Genomic DNA, 17,463 nt, shown 5'->3' on the forward strand with positions numbered 1-17,463 from the left:
TTCATTTCGAATTATTTTGTTTGTAAAAAAGTAATCCCTACCTTTGCAGTCCGAAACTTGAAATTAGAAAAATGGCAAACCATAAAGCAACGAAAAAAGACGTTCGTCAGAGCAAAGCGAGAAATGAGCGTAACCGTTACTACGGTAAGACTACCCGTAACGCGATCCGTGATCTGAAGAAATTGACTGACAAGGCTGCTGCTGGCGAGAAACTGTCTGACGTGATCTCTATGATCGACAAGTTGGCTAAACGCAATATTATTCACAAAAATAAAGCAGCCAACCTGAAGAGCAAACTTTCTAAGAAAGTGAATACACTGGCTTAAGCTTCTTCAGATTAAAATATTCATGAACAGCTCTTCCTGCAAACAGGAAGGGCTGTTTGTTTTGCATTCAAGTCAACCAAAGTCGTCCTTATGAGAATAATCCTTGCCCTGATGGCCATGATCTGGGCTTCTCCCCTTTCTGCCCAGGATCTTACCTCCCGCTATGAACGTACCCAGGGAAAAGAAACTGCCACCTACACGGAGTGCATTGCCTATTATAAACAGCTGGATAAGCGTTATCCACAGATTAGTATGCTGGAAATGGGGCATACAGATGCCGGATTTCCGCTTCATCTGGTGATTTACTCTACCGATGGCGACTTCAATTTTCCCAGCCTGCATCGAAAAAACAAGCGTATTATATTGATTAATAATGGAATACATCCCGGCGAGCCGGATGGCGTGGATGCCAGTATGCTGCTGCTAAGAGACCTGGCCCAGGGAAAAAAGAAACTACCTGCCAATGTTGTACTCGCTGTTATTCCGCTTTATAATATTGGCGGCGCGCTAAACCGTAGTGAATATTTCAGGGTAGACCAGAATGGGCCCGATGCCTTTGGCTCACGTGGTAATGCCCGGAACCTGGACCTGAACAGGGATTTTATTAAAACTGATTCTAAGAACAGCTTCACCTTCCAGACTATTTACCAGCTGACCGATCCGGATGTGTTTATTGACAACCATGTGAGTAATGGCGCAGATTACCAGCATATCATGACATTGCTCAGTACAGAGTATAATAAACTGGGTGGCCCGATGGGTGAGTTTATGCACAATACCTTTGAACCTGGGTTGTACAAACTGATGCAGGAAAAAGGGTATGACCTGGTGCCTTATGTGAACCATTTTGGAGAAACACCTGAAAATGGCTGGATGACTTTTGCAGATGTGCCCCGGTTTTCCAGTGGGTATACTACCCTCTTTTCCACATTTGGGTTTGTGCCGGAAACACATATGCTGAAACCTTATCCGCAGCGGGTAGCGGCGACTTATGCACTGATGGAATCTTTTATCAGTTTTGTGGGTGCACATGGTGAGGAAATTCATTTGCTAAGGGAAAAAACCAAGGAGTCAGTAAAAACGCAACAAGCGTTTGCACTGGAATGGAATGTGGATACAACCCGGTTTTCTTATATCAATTTCAAGGGATACGAGGCTGGTCATAAATCCAGTGGGGTTTCCGGCTTGCCAAGATTGTATTATGATCGCTCTAAGCCTTTTGAAAAACAGGTGAAGTTCTACAACTACATGACTGCCGGCAACTTTGTGAATAAGCCGACGGCTTATATCATACCGCAGGGTTGGTGGAATGTGCTGAATATTTTGAAGAACAATAAAGTCATCATGCACCCGCTTGTACATGATACGACTATTGATGTGGAGGTTTATCACATTGCTGATTTCAAAACTGCATTAAGACCTTTCGAAGGGCATTACCTGCACAACCATGTGCAGGTAACAACTACACATGATAGCATTCATTTCAGGAAAGGAGATTACTTTATTCCTATGAACCAATCTGCCAATCGTTACCTGATAGAAACATTAGAACCTACAGGTGGTGATTCTTTCTTTGCATGGAATTTCTTTGATGCGATTCTCACACCCAAGGAGGGTTATTCTGCTTATGTGTTTGAAGATACTGCGGCAGCTTATGTGCAAAGACATCCGGAATTGCGGGCTATGATTGATGAAAAGAAAAAAGCAGACAGCACATTTGCCAACAGTGCAGACGCGCAATTACATTTTGTATATGAACATTCGATTTATGGGGAACCGGGTTATTTGAGATACCCGGTATTCAGGGTCAGCAACATGTAAACATGTTGCTCGCCAAAGAAGTGATTGTAAATAAGAATATTCTTATAAGGTCCGGTCGGCACCTGCATCATGGGAAACCATTGTGCTGGTATCTGCTGGGCCTTTAATATTTGTGCGCCCAGCCAGAGTGCAAATGCGCCAGCGGTATCGTATTCTCCGCAGAGATGTTTGAATGGCAGCTCTTTGGGCAGACCTTCGTAATAATGATCGAAATTGCTGTCTCCATTACGCCCGCTGATCACCAGATCAATATCTTCGAGGCGTACATCATGAGCTGCTAAAAACTTTTGGAGGTAAGATTCCTTAGGTTTATACACCATCTTCAGTCCTGCTAATTGCACAGCACCGGGTGTATCAGACAAGACAAAGAATGTAGCTCCTTCGCCTGATATTGTACCCGGTGTAGAATGTTTATACAGTTCATTGCTGGAGATCTTTTCTTTCTTCCAGAAACCTATTCTGCTTTTGATATAAAAATGCTCCGCCGTAATTTCTTCAAATGCACCCACCAGTATATCCTTATTACCTTCTGCTATTAACAACATAGCATCGAGTAGTGCATTCTCAAATGAAAAACCACGGTGTACAAATGTATTGTTGTACTGCGTACATTTTTGTTGCAATGCGATCAATCCATTTACTGCATTGTAAGTAGACTGTATGAATGGCGTTGCATTCAATGCAGTTTCCTGGTACTCCCTGATCTCTTTCAGGAAACGTTCTGTATCAGACAGACTTCCTTTTCCAGTACCCGTTACAATCGCGCCAGGCACGGTGATACCTGCGTTCTGCATGCATTGCAGCGCAGCTGTTAATCCTACTTTCAATATACGCGTCATGCGGCGTATACTATTTGGTGGCATGTAAGCACGATAATCTGGCTCTACACAGGCAAATACATTCTCCTGCACCGTTACCAGTGGCTGAGAAAATATATCCTCTCCAAAAGAGTGTTGCGGCGAAATAGCCGACATGCCTTGTATGTAGTATTTACCCTTCATATTTGCTGATGAGCAGGGAAGCATTGTTGCCTCCGAAACCGAATGAGTTGGAAATAACGTTGGATACCGGTACTCCTTCTTTCAACTGAGTTTCCGGTGTGATATACAATTCCTCCATTTTCTCTGAGAAATGAAGGTTGGGAAAAATTGTAGCATGCTGAATAGCCAGTACCGCATAGATGGCCTCAATACCACCAGCTGCCGCCAAAGCATGTCCTGTAAAGGGTTTCGTGCTACTGAACGGGGGTACTTTATTGCCAAACAGTCTTTGCAGGGCATGGCCTTCAGCGAGATCATTGCTCAGGGTAGCGGTACCATGTACATTCACGTATTGCACATTCTCTGGCGCGACGCCCCCCATGGCCAATGCCTGCTGCATGGCAGCAAAAGCACCATCCCCTTCCGGCGAAGGCGCTGTAGGGTGGAAAGCTTCGTTGGTATTGGCATACCCTTTCAGCTCTGCTTTTACACCCGCGTTGCGTTCTTTGACAAGTGACTCACTTTCGAGTACCAAATAGGCGGCTCCTTCGCCCAGGTTTAGCCCACTACGCTGCTGATCGAAAGGACGGCAATGTTGCCTGTCAATATTCTTGAGTGAATTGAAACCATTCAGGGTAAAGCGGGTCAGGGCTTCTGTACCCCCACATATTACACGACGTACCAGCCCTGCTTTGATGAGGCGTGCGCCAAACATCAGTGCATTGGCAGAGGAAGAACAGGCAGTACTGATGGTAGCGATGTATTCACTGATACCAACAGCGTCTGCTATGCGCTGTGTACAATCTGCACAATCCAGCGTATCGATATACTGTAAAAAGTCTCCTTCTTTTTCAGGATTGATTACATCGAAATATACTTTTTCTGTATCACACATCCCGCCTACGGTCGACGCATTGATAAAACCGGTTGGTTCATTGCCGGCATCTGCAATGCCTGCGTCTGCCAGTGCTTCGCGCATTGCGATCAGGCCCAGCAGGGTAGTACGGGTATACCCTTCCTTACCTGCCATACCTGCCATTTGCTGCAAGGTCGCTGTTGAATGCTTTACCTCTGCTGCTGGCAGCACATCCTTGTAAATAGTGTCTATATGTTGTGTAAAACCAACACCACTCCGCTGCATGCGCAGGCTTTCCAGGTTGCCCGCTACATCATCGCCAATGGCTGTCACCATTCCAAGGCCCGTTATCAATACGCGTTCTGCCATACCTGCTTACGCCGGTTGTTTGGATTGAATGAATTCAGCCATAGATTGTACAGACTGCAGAATTTTTCTGCCTTCACGTGGATCTTCCACCTTGATGTGATAGTATCTTTCCAGCAATACCATCAGCTCCAGTGAATCAATACTGTCCAGTCCCAAACCCTCTCCGAACAATGGTGCATTGTCATCAATATCTTCAGGATGGGTATCCTGCAGGTTCAGTGCCTCAATAATCTGTACTTTCAATTTCTGTTTTAAATCTTCCATAGTAGTCGTAGGTTTATACTCTCTATTTTATTGGGAAAGCTAAGCCTCTAAAGCAATTTTGTTGCCAAGTGGCCGTAAAAATACTGTTTTACATTTAATTATCGCCATCAGCTCATCCTTCTTTGCTCCACACCTGCTGCTATACACAGCATGAGCACGGCGCAACCAACCAGTTTGCCTACATGTAACCAGATGTGTTGTACACCACGATTACGCAGGTAGATATCATTGATGGCATCCAATCCCCAACTGAGCGGAGATAAATGCCCGATCAGCTGCATTTTTGCAGGCATGATTTCCAGTGGGATCCAGATGCCGCCTATTGCTGATAAAATTACAATAGAGATAGCGCCGAAATTCAGTGCCTGGTTAGGTGTTTTAAACACTGTACCTACCAGTATACCATATGCAGTGGCGGCCAGACCAATGCTCACTGCGATGATGAAGGTAGCCAGGTAGCTATTGCCCAGCGCCAGTTTTGGTAATCCCAATAGTGGCAGTAAATAAATACCTACCATCATCATCAGGTAAAACTGCACCACGGTCACTGCCATAAAGAACAGCAGTTTACCAGCCAGGATATCCAGGAACGAGCCAGATATGAGCCGGACACGTACCAGGCTTCCTTCTTCCCGCTCGCGTATCATATGCCCACCTATTGGTATGGCGATAAAGAACATGGCGAAAATGCTCCATGCCGGCACATTGTGCTGCACAGAATTCGAGATCACATCCAGTTGTTGCGAAGGCCCTGTGAGCTGCTCTTTCAGCCCTACCGCCTTCAGCTGAATCACCATCGAATCCTGTTGGGGAAGATCTTTATTTTTCAATTGCTGTTTGATCCGTTCTAACAGCAAATCTGTTTCTACCTGTGTGAGAAAGTTATCGATGGCCTGGTGGATGGCGCCCTTGAATGCCTTCTTGGAAGCAGGGTCAAAATATACCAATACATTCAGTGAATCTTTGCGCTGGCTCACCGGTAGTATAGCAGGTACCCCCATTCTTTTGGACAGGTCATTTACTATACGATTGGCGTTGCTTACAATTGCACCGGTAGCCCCCTGTGGTATGATGATACAGATTTTATAATCACCTGCATTCACCATTTCGAGTGCCTGTGTTTCCTGCACCGGTTGTCCTTTCAAGGTATCGATAATGTTGAACTGCCCGGTATACTCCAGGCCTTCCCTGATATATTTGCCTAAGCGGCCATGATCGTTATCTACTGTCAGTACATCGAACTTCAGTTCCTGGTAGTCTCTGAAGGGGGCATCTTCTATCAGGGCCATTACCGTAATGAGCACTACAGGCATGGCAAATAGCAGGGTCAAACCTGTTCTGTCACGCAGCAGCAACAGCCATTCTTTCTTTATGGTAGCTAATAGCCTTAACATCAAATTCTATTAATCTCTTACCGCATGACCGGTATAATGTAAAAAAACATCTTCCAGGTGCTGACAATTGGTGTGTTGTGCCACCAGGTGTGCTGGTGTTCCCTGTACAATCAGCCTGCCTTCGTCGATGATTGCCACTTCCTGGCAGATGGTCTGTGCTTCATCCAGCAGGTGCGAGGTATATACTATGCTTGCACCCTGTGCATTGAAGTCGCGCAGGAATTGCAGGATCATGCTTCTCGACTGTACATCCACACCGGCAGTCGGTTCATCGAGTATCAGCAGTTGTGGCTGATGCAGGATGGATGCGATGATGTTGGCACGTCTTTTCATACCACCGGAATAGCGGTGTACGGCTTTGTTTCCGTTCTGTTCGAGGCCGAAGATCTGGAGGTATTCATCGATACGGTTGCGCAGCGGTTTTCCTTTCATTCCATACAGGTTACCGAAGTATTCCAGGTTTTCAATAGCTGTTAGTTGGGGAAACAGGGCAATCTGCTGTGGTACGATACCGATTAGTTTCTTTATCTCCTCTCTGTGGGCAGCAGTCTGGGGCAGATCGAAGATCTTAACCAGTCCGCTGTCAGCACTTACCAGTCCGCATAATATTGAGATGGTCGTTGTTTTGCCGGCACCATTAGGGCCTAAGAGGCCGGTGATCATACCTTTTTCAAAGCTGAATGATAACCCTTTCAATGATGGTTCCAACGCACCTTTATAGGTTTTATGCAGATCCTGTACAAGTATGCTGGTCATAATTTCAATTAAAGTTTCAAGGCCGCCAGTTTCCTGAAAAACACTTCTTCCGAGGCCGCACATTGCATCATCAGGTCACTCAGTTCGGCATAGCCATTGCCGCTGGAAGTTCTGCTTTTACACACTCTGCCGGCAGTAAAGGCAAAGTTTCTCCAGATGTCGCCTACAGCAGTCAGTTCCTGTGCCAGCTGGCCCAGGTCATCTCTTTTCAGAATGTCTGCTGCCTCCTGCAGGAAAGCAGCGTACATGAACCGGAAGCCGGCGCCACCGGTACCGATTTCTTCCTGCATACGAATGATGTTTCCGAGGTACAGTGTGGCTCTTCTATCGCCTACTTTCTCCGGATAATGACGCAATCTTTTTGCCAGGAAGCGAATGCCTTTTACTCCAAACCAGGGCAAAGGTATATTGAGCATATCGCTGCAGGTTTGTTTGATACCTGCTTTGATGGGGGCTGCAAAGTCTACCTCCCCGGGTATTACCACTGGGTAATACATTTTTCCTTTTGGCGCCGGAAAGCCTTTTGCAAAGCGGGCTTCTGCCAGGCTGGCCGGATCTATTTCCGTTACGTGTTCCATGATAGGATCGCTTACGAGATAGTTCCCGTCTTTTTTTCCATAGATCACGAGGTTATGTGCATTGAAATGAAAACGGTAGGATGGAGGAAAGTAGGGCAGGTAATATACGCTGCTCTGCAAGCCTACGGGCATGCCTTTCTCCAATACCCTATCCAGTTCAGCCGTTGCTTTTTCCACGCTGGAAAAAGTATGTGATTCCATTTTCACACCCAGTCTTTTACATACTCTGCTGAAGATGGCGCCGGGCACTACGCGGTAAGTGGTACCGGGTACACCGTTTACCTTTACGAAAGGCAGGTGTCCGAAAAAGAGGCCGGCACCGATGCCCAGTGCCATGGGTTCACTGATTTCGAGACCATAGAACCTGAAAATATTTGAAATCACCCCACACTCACAATGTGCTGTCTGCACGTGATTGAACTGAATGTCGCTCATGTTGTTTGGTATATATTACTTGCCAGCCTTTTTAAGTTCTTCAAGACTGATTTTGAAAGCAGCTGCGTATCTTCTTAAAGTATCGTCACCCAGTTTCCTGAATACGGAGGGTTTAAGGTGACGTTTCACCTGCCATTGGAACTTATTCACATAACTGGCTAAAAGGGGCAGATCCATAATAGTCTTTTCCATATAGTACAAAATAGGGCTGGCCTCTCCAGCCTGCATACGCTTGCGGGCGTCTTCTATTTTTGCATTCACTTCGTCCCATGCCTGTTGCATGGCAATGTTTTCGGGTTCCCAGCCTACGCTGGTTACTGGTACATATGCGCCTGCATCATCTGTTGCGTAAAAAAGCTGTTTGAATTTCCCATCATGCATGTTATTGCCATCCTGGGGAACTTCTTCTTTTTTCATTTGACAGGTGTTTGATTATTGAAAAAATCGCTTCTGCCGCTGGCGGAAGCGATTTTTTCAATGGCTTTTATGAAAATGAAATTTAAACAACAGTCAGGTGCGCATATGCATAAGAGAATCGCGCACTCTCCGGCACCATCATCACGATTGTCTGTCCTTTTTTCAGCATGCCGGTGTTCATCAGTTCTTCCAGCATGAAGTAAGGAGAAGCGGTACCTACGTTTCCTACTTTCACCAGGTTGGTAAACCATTTTTCCTGTGGAATAGGTACGCCCAGACGGGTAATTTCTTCATCTATTTTAAAGCGGAAAAATTCAGAAGACAGGTGAGGCAGGAAGTAATCCAGCTTATCCAGGTCTAAATTGTATTTTTCCACCAGTTCTTTCCACATTTGTGCACCGGATGGTACGATGTTTTTACCCAGCAGGCGGGTATCCTGTTTGAAGGAGAACACGCTATCCTGGGCCCATTCTTCAGGCGTCATATCGATCCAGCCTTTGGTAGTACCGTCTTCGTTTTTAACAGCCCCTGCATACATACAGGTTTCCAGTTCATTTGCGTAAGAAGCAATCTCCACCCAGTCTACGCGAAGGGAGAGGCCGGTTTCATTCGGTTTGTTCTGGAACAGGGCAGCACTGGCACCATCGGAGAGCATCCAGCGGAGGAAGTCCTTTTCAAATGCGATGATCGGGTTATCTTCCAGCAGTTTTACGCGGTCAGTTTCAGGCTCGAATTTCTCTGCCAGCATCCAGCTGGAGAATTTTTCGGAACCGGTGCTCACAGCGTTTGCACTGTTGCCACATTTAATGGACATCCAGGCATATTTGAAGGCCTGCATACCGGCAGCACAAGCGCCAGTAGCAGCGATCAGTTCTACCGGCTGACATTTGAGCAGGCCATGTACCATGGCAGCATGGTTAGGCAGCAGCTGGTCAGGAGAGGTAGTACCACAAGCTAACAGTTGCAGCTTGCCGATCGGAAATTTATCATCAAAAAGACCTTTTACAGCTTCGGCCGTCATTTCAGCGTTGGAATGGGTCGATTTACCATCCTTATCCAACGAATAGTAACGGGTTTTGATTTTGTTATTCCCCAGGATTCTCAGTCTGGCACGGGAAGGCTTTCCATCCACCAGGCCCAGAATGCTTTCCATTTCATCATTCCCAACAGGCTCATTCGGCAGAAATTTAGAGAGCCTTGTAATATAAACTTCGTTCATTTGAAATATGGTTCCTGTTTTTTGTTATAAGTTGATGACCTTCCGTCTCTGACGGCAGGTATTGTGTACCTCCTGGCTTGCAGTCATTGCTCTCTTTCTTGTCCCATTTTTCGCTTGCTATATGCTCAAAGACAAATAAAAGCGCCCGTAAATATAGAATATAAAATGCTATGCTATTGCTTATCCCTGATTGAAAATAGTATCTGCCTGTGGCAGAAGACTTTCCGGGGGAGGACCTGCAGCCTGTTGCCTGCAAGCTTATTTGTTAAACAAACACAATAACAATGCCTTTTATTCTGATTATCCGGTATTTAGCTGTTATTCCCCCCTTTTAGCGCAGGTGTATGCCTTTATAATATTCCACCCTTTCGGCCAGTTCCTTTTTCTTAAAAGTCAGCTTGATTAGTGAAGAAATCTTGGCGATAGGCGATAAAACGAATATTCCTATTAGCAGCAATCCCCTGTACATGCTCACCCTACCCTGACGCTCAGGAGCACCTGGCCCCCCTTTGGCACTGATAAATTTAGACCAGTAGCGGAAGGCTTTAATCCCCCTGTCTTCCAGCAGAATGAGAGCGGGTACTAATTCCACAGCTTTCAGGTCAATCAGTTCCGGTTGCAGTGCATCCCAGGAACGGGAAGTTAACACTTTACGGATTGGGTTAGCAAATCTTGCTGATGCCACGATGTCTGCTTCCTGTACGCCGGCTGGTGGCAGTAAGGCTGTCGCTTCCTTTTTACCTTTGAACTGCCAGCGCAGTACAGTAATCAGGGCTATCAGGTTCGGTGATTTGTCTACCAATACGATATTTCCTACCAGGTGCGCGCCCGCAGCCTGTAAGTAGCCTTTTACGGTTTCCTGGGCACTCAGCCACATGTTGCGGCAGCCCATCAGGGTAATTACCGGTTTGCCACTGAGCAACCGTTTTCCCTGCTCGCTTTGCAGAAAAGCCGCTGTAGGCTGGGATGGAGACAGGAACCAGGGTTGATAAGCCAGTACTACCAGGTCAAAATGCGCATTCACATCCACATTCAGGGCCTGTATAGCTCTGGGCCTGCCTAATACAGTCTCCGGCATTGTATCATAGAAGGTTTGCTTCTTCCAGGGGAATGCAAATGGCTGCACAGGTTTCAATTCTTCGTATACTATATCTGCCGTATCCTGCAATGGGCCAATTACAGTATCTACTATCCGCTTTAGTTGTCCGGTCTGCGTAAAATATATAACCAGGATTTTAGGTCTTTCGTTCATATTCAGGAATAGGAGTTAGAACAATTGAAATCGTAAACTTACGAAAAACAACCGTAGAGTAAAGATATATTTTTATTATATGACGGGAAAGGGGAAAGAGAGGGGGGATGTAATTGTGCCTTAGCCAGGTACTGCCATAACCTCTGCATTTGTTTACAGCAGTACCGTGGCCAAAGGACTTAATGAGTTGTTTTACAGGTGCAAATATGAGGTAAGTACTATAAAGAAAGTGTTAAATACTACTTAAATTTTTTAACGTCGCCCATACAAACGTTCTCCTACTCACGTCAGCAGCGGCTTTCGGTAGTTAATTTGTTTGTTTCAATTAATCTCTTTTATGTACGGAACCTGAACCGGACGTGCTGGAATTTACCTGTGGGTTACCATGGTAATCTACACTGCCGGAACCTGCTACATGTACATCCAGTTTTACACTGGCATGCACCTTTGCATCGCCGCTACCGCCTACATGTACATTTGTAGTTTCTGTGTGCAGGTTATAGCCGTCGAACGAGCCGCTGCCTGCGATATCCACATTCAGGTCTTTGGTTTCACCTTTCAGTTTTACATCGCCGGATCCTGCTATGGCTACGCTCACCTGGGGGCTGTTTACAGCACCAATTACATCGCCGCTACCGGTCAGGGATAACTTCACCGGGTCATCCTGCTCCCAGTCATTCATGAGGCGAATGGTGCCGGAGCCGGAAAGACTCAGTTCTTCTACATCGGGAGCAGTCACCTTTACCTTTATTTTTTTATGCAGGTTAATAGAGGTATTTGATTTCTGCTTCACGATAAGCTCCCCCTCCTTCACTTCTGTGACAATCAGGGGCAGGATATTGTCTTCTGCTTCTATGACTACGTCTTCGGCCGGGCCGTCGGTATACTCAATATCCATAGAGCCACGTAAGGATACTGCATGAAAATCGCCCAGTTTCCTGGATTCTGAACTGAGGGTACCACTCCCGTTTATTCCATGATGGTCACATCCGGTGTGGGTAAGCACTAACAAGACAAGGGCTGCGGAGCCAAGAATTTGTTTCATAAGGTAATTGTTTAAATGGCGGAATTATCAATTGGGTTCTGAACGAAAATACCATAATAACTTGGGATTTGCTCCAAGCCCTTTATCTTTGCACCACCATGACAGAAAAGATTCTTATCCTCGACTTCGGTTCCCAGTATACGCAACTGATCGCGCGCAGCATCAGGGAACTGAATATTTATTGTGAAATCAAACCTTGTCTGCAACCAGTACAATGGGATGATACAGTTAAAGGCATTATTCTTTCCGGCAGCCCGTTTTCAGTAAACGAGCCAAACGCACCATCCGTAGATATCGCTGCCATGGCGGCAAAGGTGCCTGTGCTCGGTGTTTGCTACGGCGCCCAGCTGATGGCTAAGAACTTTGGTGGTGAAGTAGCTAAAAGTAACATCCGGGAATATGGCCGTGCCTTTATGGTACACGATAATAAAGAAGAAAAGGCCCTCTTCGACATCTCAGGCCGCAGCCAGGTATGGATGAGCCACTCTGATACTATCGTACGTATGCCAGAAGGCTTCCAGGTCATTGCACAGACAGACAGCATCCCGGTAGCCGCTTTTAAATGCGACACCAGGACCCCGTTCCCCATGGTAGGGTTCCAGTTCCACCCTGAAGTAACCCACTCCCTGGAGGGTAAGACAATGCTCCGCAACTTCCTCGTACACATTTGCGGTTGCAAACAGGATTGGACACCTGCGGCTTTTGTACATGAAACTGTAGAAAAAATCAAGGCACAGGTAGGTGATAAAAAAGTGGTAATGGCCCTCAGCGGTGGGGTTGACTCCACTGTAGCTGCAGAGCTGATTCATAAAGCGATTGGCAGCAACCTCTACTGCATTTTCGTAGATAATGGTTTGCTCCGCAAAGACGAGTTTGAAACCGTACTGGATTCATATAAACATATGGGCCTCAACGTGAAGGGGGTGAATGCAAAAGACCTCTTCTACGGCGAACTGGCAGGTGTAACTGATCCTGAAAAGAAACGTAAGATCATCGGTCGTCTCTTCATCGAAGTATTCCAGCAGGAAGCTACCCTGTTGCAGAACATCTCCTTCCTTGGTCAGGGTACCATTTATCCTGATGTGATTGAGTCTGTATCTGTAAACGGGCCTTCTGTGACCATTAAGTCGCACCACAACGTAGGTGGTCTGCCTGAGAAGATGAATATGGGCCTGGTTGAACCCCTCCGTTTCCTTTTCAAAGACGAAGTAAGACGTGTAGGACGTGAAATTGGTATCAGTGAGATCTTCCTGGGTCGTCATCCTTTCCCGGGTCCTGGTCTGGCTATCCGTATTCTCGGTGATATCACCGCCGATAAAGTAGCTATGCTGCAGGAAGCTGATGCTATTTATATTGAAGGTCTGCGTGAACATGGGCTCTACGACAAAGTATGGCAGGCAGGTACCATCCTCCTTCCGGTACAGAGTGTAGGTGTAATGGGTGATGAAAGAACTTACGAATTCACCGTGGCCCTGAGGGCAGTCACCTCCGTGGATGGTATGACTGCAGATTGGGCACACCTCCCTTACGAATTCCTGGCTCAAATGTCTAACGACATCATTAATAAGGTAAAAGGTATCAACCGCGTGGTATACGACATCAGTTCCAAGCCGCCGGCTACCATCGAATGGGAATAATTCCAGGCAGGCTGTAAGTGTAATACTATTTTAACTTACAGCCTGTTCCTTTTTTAGGAGGGCTGACCAACATCATTTGCCATAGGAACCATATCTCCTGGTGCATTTGCATGATTTTTGTATTTTAACGATCGCTATGAGTAAATCCATTCTATGCAGGCCATTGATCACTGCATCCATCGTGGTTATACTGCTGTCTGCCTGTACTACTTCTAAGAAGAGTAGTTCAAAGACGGCTACACCACCGCCAACAACTGCGAAACCTGTAAAAGACGAAAAACCTAAGGATGACGCTAAATCTCCCAGGGAAATTCCGTTTAATGTACCAGCTTTTGCCCGGGAAATAAAAAAGGACACCTATAATATAGCGTTGTATGCCCCACTTTACCTGGATTCGGTTAGTACAGATATGCCCACCCGCTCCCTGCCCCGCTATATTCTGCCGGGCCTGGATTTCTATGAAGGTGCGCAACTGGCACTGGACAGCCTGCAGAACCAGGGTGTAAAACTGAATGTAACTGTCTATGACAGTAAGAATAAGCAGAACCTGTCGGGTGCAAACCTGATTAATACAGACCTGATCATAGCTGCCGTAGGTACGCCGGAGATCAAGGACCTGAGCGATATAGCCAAAAACAAACAGATTAACCTGGTGTCGGCTACTTATCCAAATGATGCTGGTGTAAGCGGCAACCCGTTTTTCATCATCACCAACAGTTTGCTGAAAACACATAGCGAAGCCCTACAGCGCTACCTGCAGGAAGGCTTTGCGACCAAGAATATCCTTGTGATCCACCGCGATACCCCTTTCGAAAAACGTATTGCTGCAGATATCAAGGCTGAATATGAAAAGATGCAGAGCAGTAAAAAGACCAGACCTAAAGATGTAGTATGGGATGATAATATCACTGACCTGGCACTTTCTCAGTACCTGCTGAATGACCGTCCGAACCTGGTGATCGTGACTTCGCTGGATGAAGCGAATGCAAAGGCCATCATCCGCAGGCTGAGCACTCAGATGGCTACTTATCCTATCCAGGTGTATGGCATGCCTACATGGGATGTGATGAAGTTTAAAGAACCTGAATTCAAAGGACTACCTATTTATTATACCACTCCTTACTTTAATGATAAGACGGATGCTTACAGCCGTTATATTACAGATTACTGGAAACGTATCTATAAGTCGCGTCCGTCTGACATGGCGTTCAAAGGATTTGAGCTGACCTGGTACTTTGTGAAACAACTGAGCACAAATGGTGTGTACTTTAACAAGGATATCAATGATCCGAATAAGAAAGTATTCAGCAGCTTCAATTACCAGCCTATTTACCTGAAGGAAGGGGATAAGGAACCTGATTATTTCGAAAACAAGAATATTTATATCATACAGAAGGGAGATTCGAGTGATATAAAAATGAATTTTCAATAAGTTTTAAAAAGCCTTGCATGAGCGCAAGGCTTTTTTTCTGTGCATGATAATTGTACATACTCTTTCATGCAGTTACTTCAATTCACAGATAAGGGCATTTATTGTCCGGCAGGCGATTTCTACATAGACCCCTGGCTGCCTGTGCAAAAGGCTGTTATTACCCATGCACATTCCGACCATGCCCGCGGGGGCAACCAATCTTACCTTTGTCATCATGATAGTGTACCTATATTGAAACTCCGGCTGGGAGCAGATATCAGTGTGCAGGGAGTGGGGTATGGAGAAAAGGTGCTCCTGAATGGGGTGACGATTTCCCTGCATCCTGCCGGGCATGTGATTGGTTCTGCACAGGTTAGAGTAGAGCATGCCGGTGCCGTATGGGTAGTGAGCGGAGATTATAAAACTGAGCATGATGGCATCTCTGCCCCTTTTGAACCAGTGCCTTGTCAAACTTTTATTACGGAGTGTACTTTCGGCCTGCCTATTTATAACTGGCAACCCCAGCAAGTTGTATTTGATAACATCCGGAAATGGGTATATGAAAACCAGCAGGCAGGCAAAACAAGTGTACTGTTAGGTTATAGCCTGGGAAAAGCACAACGGTTATTGTATCATTTAAGGGATATCAGTACTGAGATCTGGGCGCATGGCGCGATCTATATTACCAATCAGCTATTGCGGGATAATGGATGGGACTTGCCTGAATTGCACCGTATTACACCTGATACACCCCATAGCGTGTTTAAAAACAATTTAGTGATTGGCCCTCCCTCTGCTGCAGATACCACGTGGATGCGACGGTTCAATCCTTATTCACTAGGTGTGTGTAGTGGCTGGATGCAGGTGCGGGGACATATGCGAAGAAGGAATGCAGATGCAGGATTTATTTTGTCGGACCATGCAGACTGGAATGGATTGTTAGCTGCCGTGAAAGCGACAGGCGCGGAAAAAGTGTATGCAACGCATGGTTTCAGTAGTGCATTTGCACGATACCTGCAGGAGAACGGCATTCCTGCAGAAGAAGTAAAAACTGAATATGGTGCCACCGAAGAAGAAGAAATGAATCCATCATGAAAGCATTTGCAGACCTGGTAAAATTGCTGGCCAACAGCACGAAAACGAATGAAAAACTGGATGCGCTGAGTCAATACTTTGCAAGTGCAGATCCAAAGGATAGTATATGGGTGCTGGCATTGTTTACCGGCCGGCGGCCAAAGAGAACGGTGAATGCCACACAACTGGCTACGTGGTGTTTGCAGATGACTCATTTGCCGGGGTGGTTGTTTGAAGAATGTTATCATACGGTAGGTGACCTGGCAGAGACGATTGCACTGTTATTGCCACCGGGGAAAAATGTTGCTACGCATCCCCTGCATTATTGGCTGGAACAGTTGATAGGGTTGGAAAAAGCACCTGAAGAGGAGAAGCAAAAATTCATTCTCAATGCATGGGATGAACTGGATACCAGCGAGCGGTTTGTGTTTAATAAACTGATAACGGGTAGTTTCAGGATTGGGGTATCGCAAAAGATGATGGTGAATGCATTGGCAAATACCCATGCTATTCCGGCCCCTACCCTGTCGCATATGATCAGTGGGAACTGGGATCCCAGGCTGATCACACTGGATACGTTATTGAATGAAGATGTGACGGGGGCGGACGCGTCGAAGCCTTTTCCTTTTTATCTCGCCTATCCATTGGAGACAGCGCCGGATGTACTTGGAAAACCGGAAGAATGGCAGGCAGAGTGGAAATGGGATGGCATACGCGGGCAGGTTATAAAGCGACAGGGACAATTGTTTGTGTGGTCGAGAGGAGAAGAACTGATTACAGAAAAGTTTCCGGAATATGGGCCTTTGCTGGACCATCTGCCCGAAGGGATGGTGATTGATGGGGAGATACTGACTTATGCGAATGATTTTCCGTTACCTTTTCAGACTTTGCAGACAAGGATCGGGAGGAAGAATGTGACGAAGAAACAATTGCAGGAGGCCCCGGTGGTGTTTTTGAGTTATGATTTGCTGGAATGGGAAGGAAAGGATATCAGGACTGCTCCTTTGTCTGAACGGCGGCAGTTGTTAGAACAGGTAGTGGAGCAGGTGAACCACCCTGCATTGAGATTATCGCCGGTGATTACTTTTCATAGCTGGTCAGCGTTGATTGAGTTCAGAACGCAATCGCGTGAAATGGGGAGTGAAGGCTTAATGCTGAAAAGGCGGGATTCCCCCTACCAGGTGGGCCGAAAAAGGGGCGATTGGTGGAAATGGAAGATAGATCCATTTACAATAGATGCGGTGATGATTTATGCGCAAAAAGGACATGGCCGGCGATCAAATTTGTATACTGATTACACATTTGCGGTCAGGGATGGGGATCAGTTGGTATCGTTTACCAAAGCGTATTCCGGGTTGACGGATAAGGAGATCAATGAAGTGGATAACTGGGTGAAAAGGAACAGTATAGAAAAATTCGGGCCTGTGCGGACAGTGAAGCCGGAACTGGTATTTGAGATTGCTTTTGAGGGCATTGCGGCTTCTAACAGGCATAAGTCAGGGGTGGCATTACGCTTTCCCCGGATTAACAGGTGGAGGAAGGACAAGCCCCCTGAGGAGATTAATACCCTGGAAGATCTTCAATTATTATTAAAAATGCATCGGTAGGGAAAATTTAGTATATTGTACT

16 protein-coding genes are annotated in these 17,463 nt (G+C 46.2%); 6 read left to right on the top strand and 10 right to left on the bottom strand.

Going from position 1 to position 17,463, the window contains the following annotated elements; all coding sequences use genetic code 11:
• Positions 1-71 precede the first annotated feature (71 nt).
• On the top strand, positions 72-326 hold the full coding sequence (gene rpsT, locus ABDW16_RS04870) for a 30S ribosomal protein S20 (protein WP_343668103.1): 255 nt from the start codon (positions 72-74) through the stop codon (positions 324-326).
• Between the two features lie 90 nt (positions 327-416).
• Positions 417-2,147, top strand: a complete 1,731-nt coding sequence (locus ABDW16_RS04875; protein ID WP_343668104.1) for a M14 family zinc carboxypeptidase — start codon at positions 417-419, stop codon at positions 2,145-2,147.
• On the opposite strand, the gene ABDW16_RS04880 is transcribed toward ABDW16_RS04875, so the two are convergent.
• From ABDW16_RS04880 to ABDW16_RS04925, 10 genes are all read right to left on the bottom strand, one after another.
• Positions 2,108-3,121 carry a beta-ketoacyl synthase chain length factor gene (locus tag ABDW16_RS04880; RefSeq protein WP_343668105.1) on the bottom strand — a complete coding sequence of 338 codons (1,014 nt, stop codon included), beginning with the start codon at positions 3,119-3,121 and terminating at the stop codon, positions 2,108-2,110. The two genes, ABDW16_RS04875 and ABDW16_RS04880, sit on opposite strands and share 40 nt — an antisense overlap.
• A 16-nt stretch (positions 3,122-3,137) precedes the next feature.
• Positions 3,138-4,352 carry a beta-ketoacyl-[acyl-carrier-protein] synthase family protein gene (locus ABDW16_RS04885; RefSeq protein WP_343668106.1) on the bottom strand — a complete coding sequence of 405 codons (1,215 nt, stop codon included), beginning with the start codon at positions 4,350-4,352 and terminating at the stop codon, positions 3,138-3,140.
• Positions 4,353-4,358: 6 nt separating this feature from the next.
• Entirely contained in the window at positions 4,359-4,616 is a 258-nt protein-coding gene (locus ABDW16_RS04890; RefSeq protein ID WP_343668107.1) for a phosphopantetheine-binding protein, read from the bottom strand.
• A gap of 107 nt (positions 4,617-4,723) precedes the next feature.
• A complete protein-coding gene (locus tag ABDW16_RS04895; RefSeq protein WP_343668109.1) occupies positions 4,724-6,010 on the bottom strand; it encodes an ABC transporter permease in 1,287 nt (428 codons plus the stop codon).
• A gap of 9 nt (positions 6,011-6,019) precedes the next feature.
• On the bottom strand, positions 6,020-6,766 hold the full coding sequence (locus ABDW16_RS04900; protein ID WP_343668111.1) for an ABC transporter ATP-binding protein: 747 nt from the start codon (positions 6,764-6,766) through the stop codon (positions 6,020-6,022).
• Positions 6,767-6,774: 8 nt separating this feature from the next.
• Positions 6,775-7,779, bottom strand: a complete 1,005-nt coding sequence (locus ABDW16_RS04905; RefSeq protein WP_343668113.1) for a BtrH N-terminal domain-containing protein — start codon at positions 7,777-7,779, stop codon at positions 6,775-6,777.
• A gap of 15 nt (positions 7,780-7,794) precedes the next feature.
• Positions 7,795-8,196: a hypothetical protein gene (locus ABDW16_RS04910; protein WP_343668114.1), complete on the bottom strand. Its 402-nt coding sequence runs from the start codon at positions 8,194-8,196 to the stop codon at positions 7,795-7,797.
• 82 nt (positions 8,197-8,278) lie between these two features.
• Positions 8,279-9,415, bottom strand: a complete 1,137-nt coding sequence (locus tag ABDW16_RS04915) for a beta-ketoacyl-ACP synthase III (RefSeq protein WP_343668115.1) — start codon at positions 9,413-9,415, stop codon at positions 8,279-8,281.
• A 331-nt stretch (positions 9,416-9,746) separates the two neighbouring features.
• Complete coding sequence (locus tag ABDW16_RS04920) at positions 9,747-10,667, bottom strand: hypothetical protein (protein ID WP_343668116.1); 921 nt, start codon at positions 10,665-10,667, stop codon at positions 9,747-9,749.
• Between the two features lie 325 nt (positions 10,668-10,992).
• Entirely contained in the window at positions 10,993-11,712 is a 720-nt protein-coding gene (locus tag ABDW16_RS04925) for a DUF2807 domain-containing protein (protein WP_343668117.1), read from the bottom strand.
• Positions 11,713-11,810: 98 nt separating this feature from the next.
• On the opposite strand from ABDW16_RS04925, the gene guaA reads away from it, so the two are divergent.
• The 4 genes from guaA (at position 11,811) to ABDW16_RS04945 (ending at position 17,441) form a co-directional block, all read left to right on the top strand.
• Positions 11,811-13,349, top strand: coding sequence for a glutamine-hydrolyzing GMP synthase (gene guaA / locus ABDW16_RS04930; RefSeq protein WP_343668118.1), 1,539 nt, complete (start codon positions 11,811-11,813; stop codon positions 13,347-13,349).
• 136 nt (positions 13,350-13,485) lie between these two features.
• Positions 13,486-14,781 (top strand): ABC transporter substrate-binding protein, encoded by a 1,296-nt coding sequence (locus ABDW16_RS04935; RefSeq protein WP_343668119.1) that lies wholly within the window; start codon positions 13,486-13,488, stop codon positions 14,779-14,781.
• Positions 14,782-14,847: 66 nt separating this feature from the next.
• A complete protein-coding gene (locus tag ABDW16_RS04940) occupies positions 14,848-15,855 on the top strand; it encodes a ligase-associated DNA damage response exonuclease (protein WP_343668120.1) in 1,008 nt (335 codons plus the stop codon).
• Positions 15,852-17,441: an ATP-dependent DNA ligase gene (locus ABDW16_RS04945; protein WP_343668121.1), complete on the top strand. Its 1,590-nt coding sequence runs from the start codon at positions 15,852-15,854 to the stop codon at positions 17,439-17,441. The genes ABDW16_RS04940 and ABDW16_RS04945 overlap by 4 nt, the downstream gene beginning before the upstream one ends.
• Positions 17,442-17,463 lie beyond the last annotated feature (22 nt).

Origin of the sequence: Chitinophaga sp. (genome assembly GCF_039596135.1) — a bacterium.
GTDB lineage: Bacteria > Bacteroidota > Bacteroidia > Chitinophagales > Chitinophagaceae > Chitinophaga.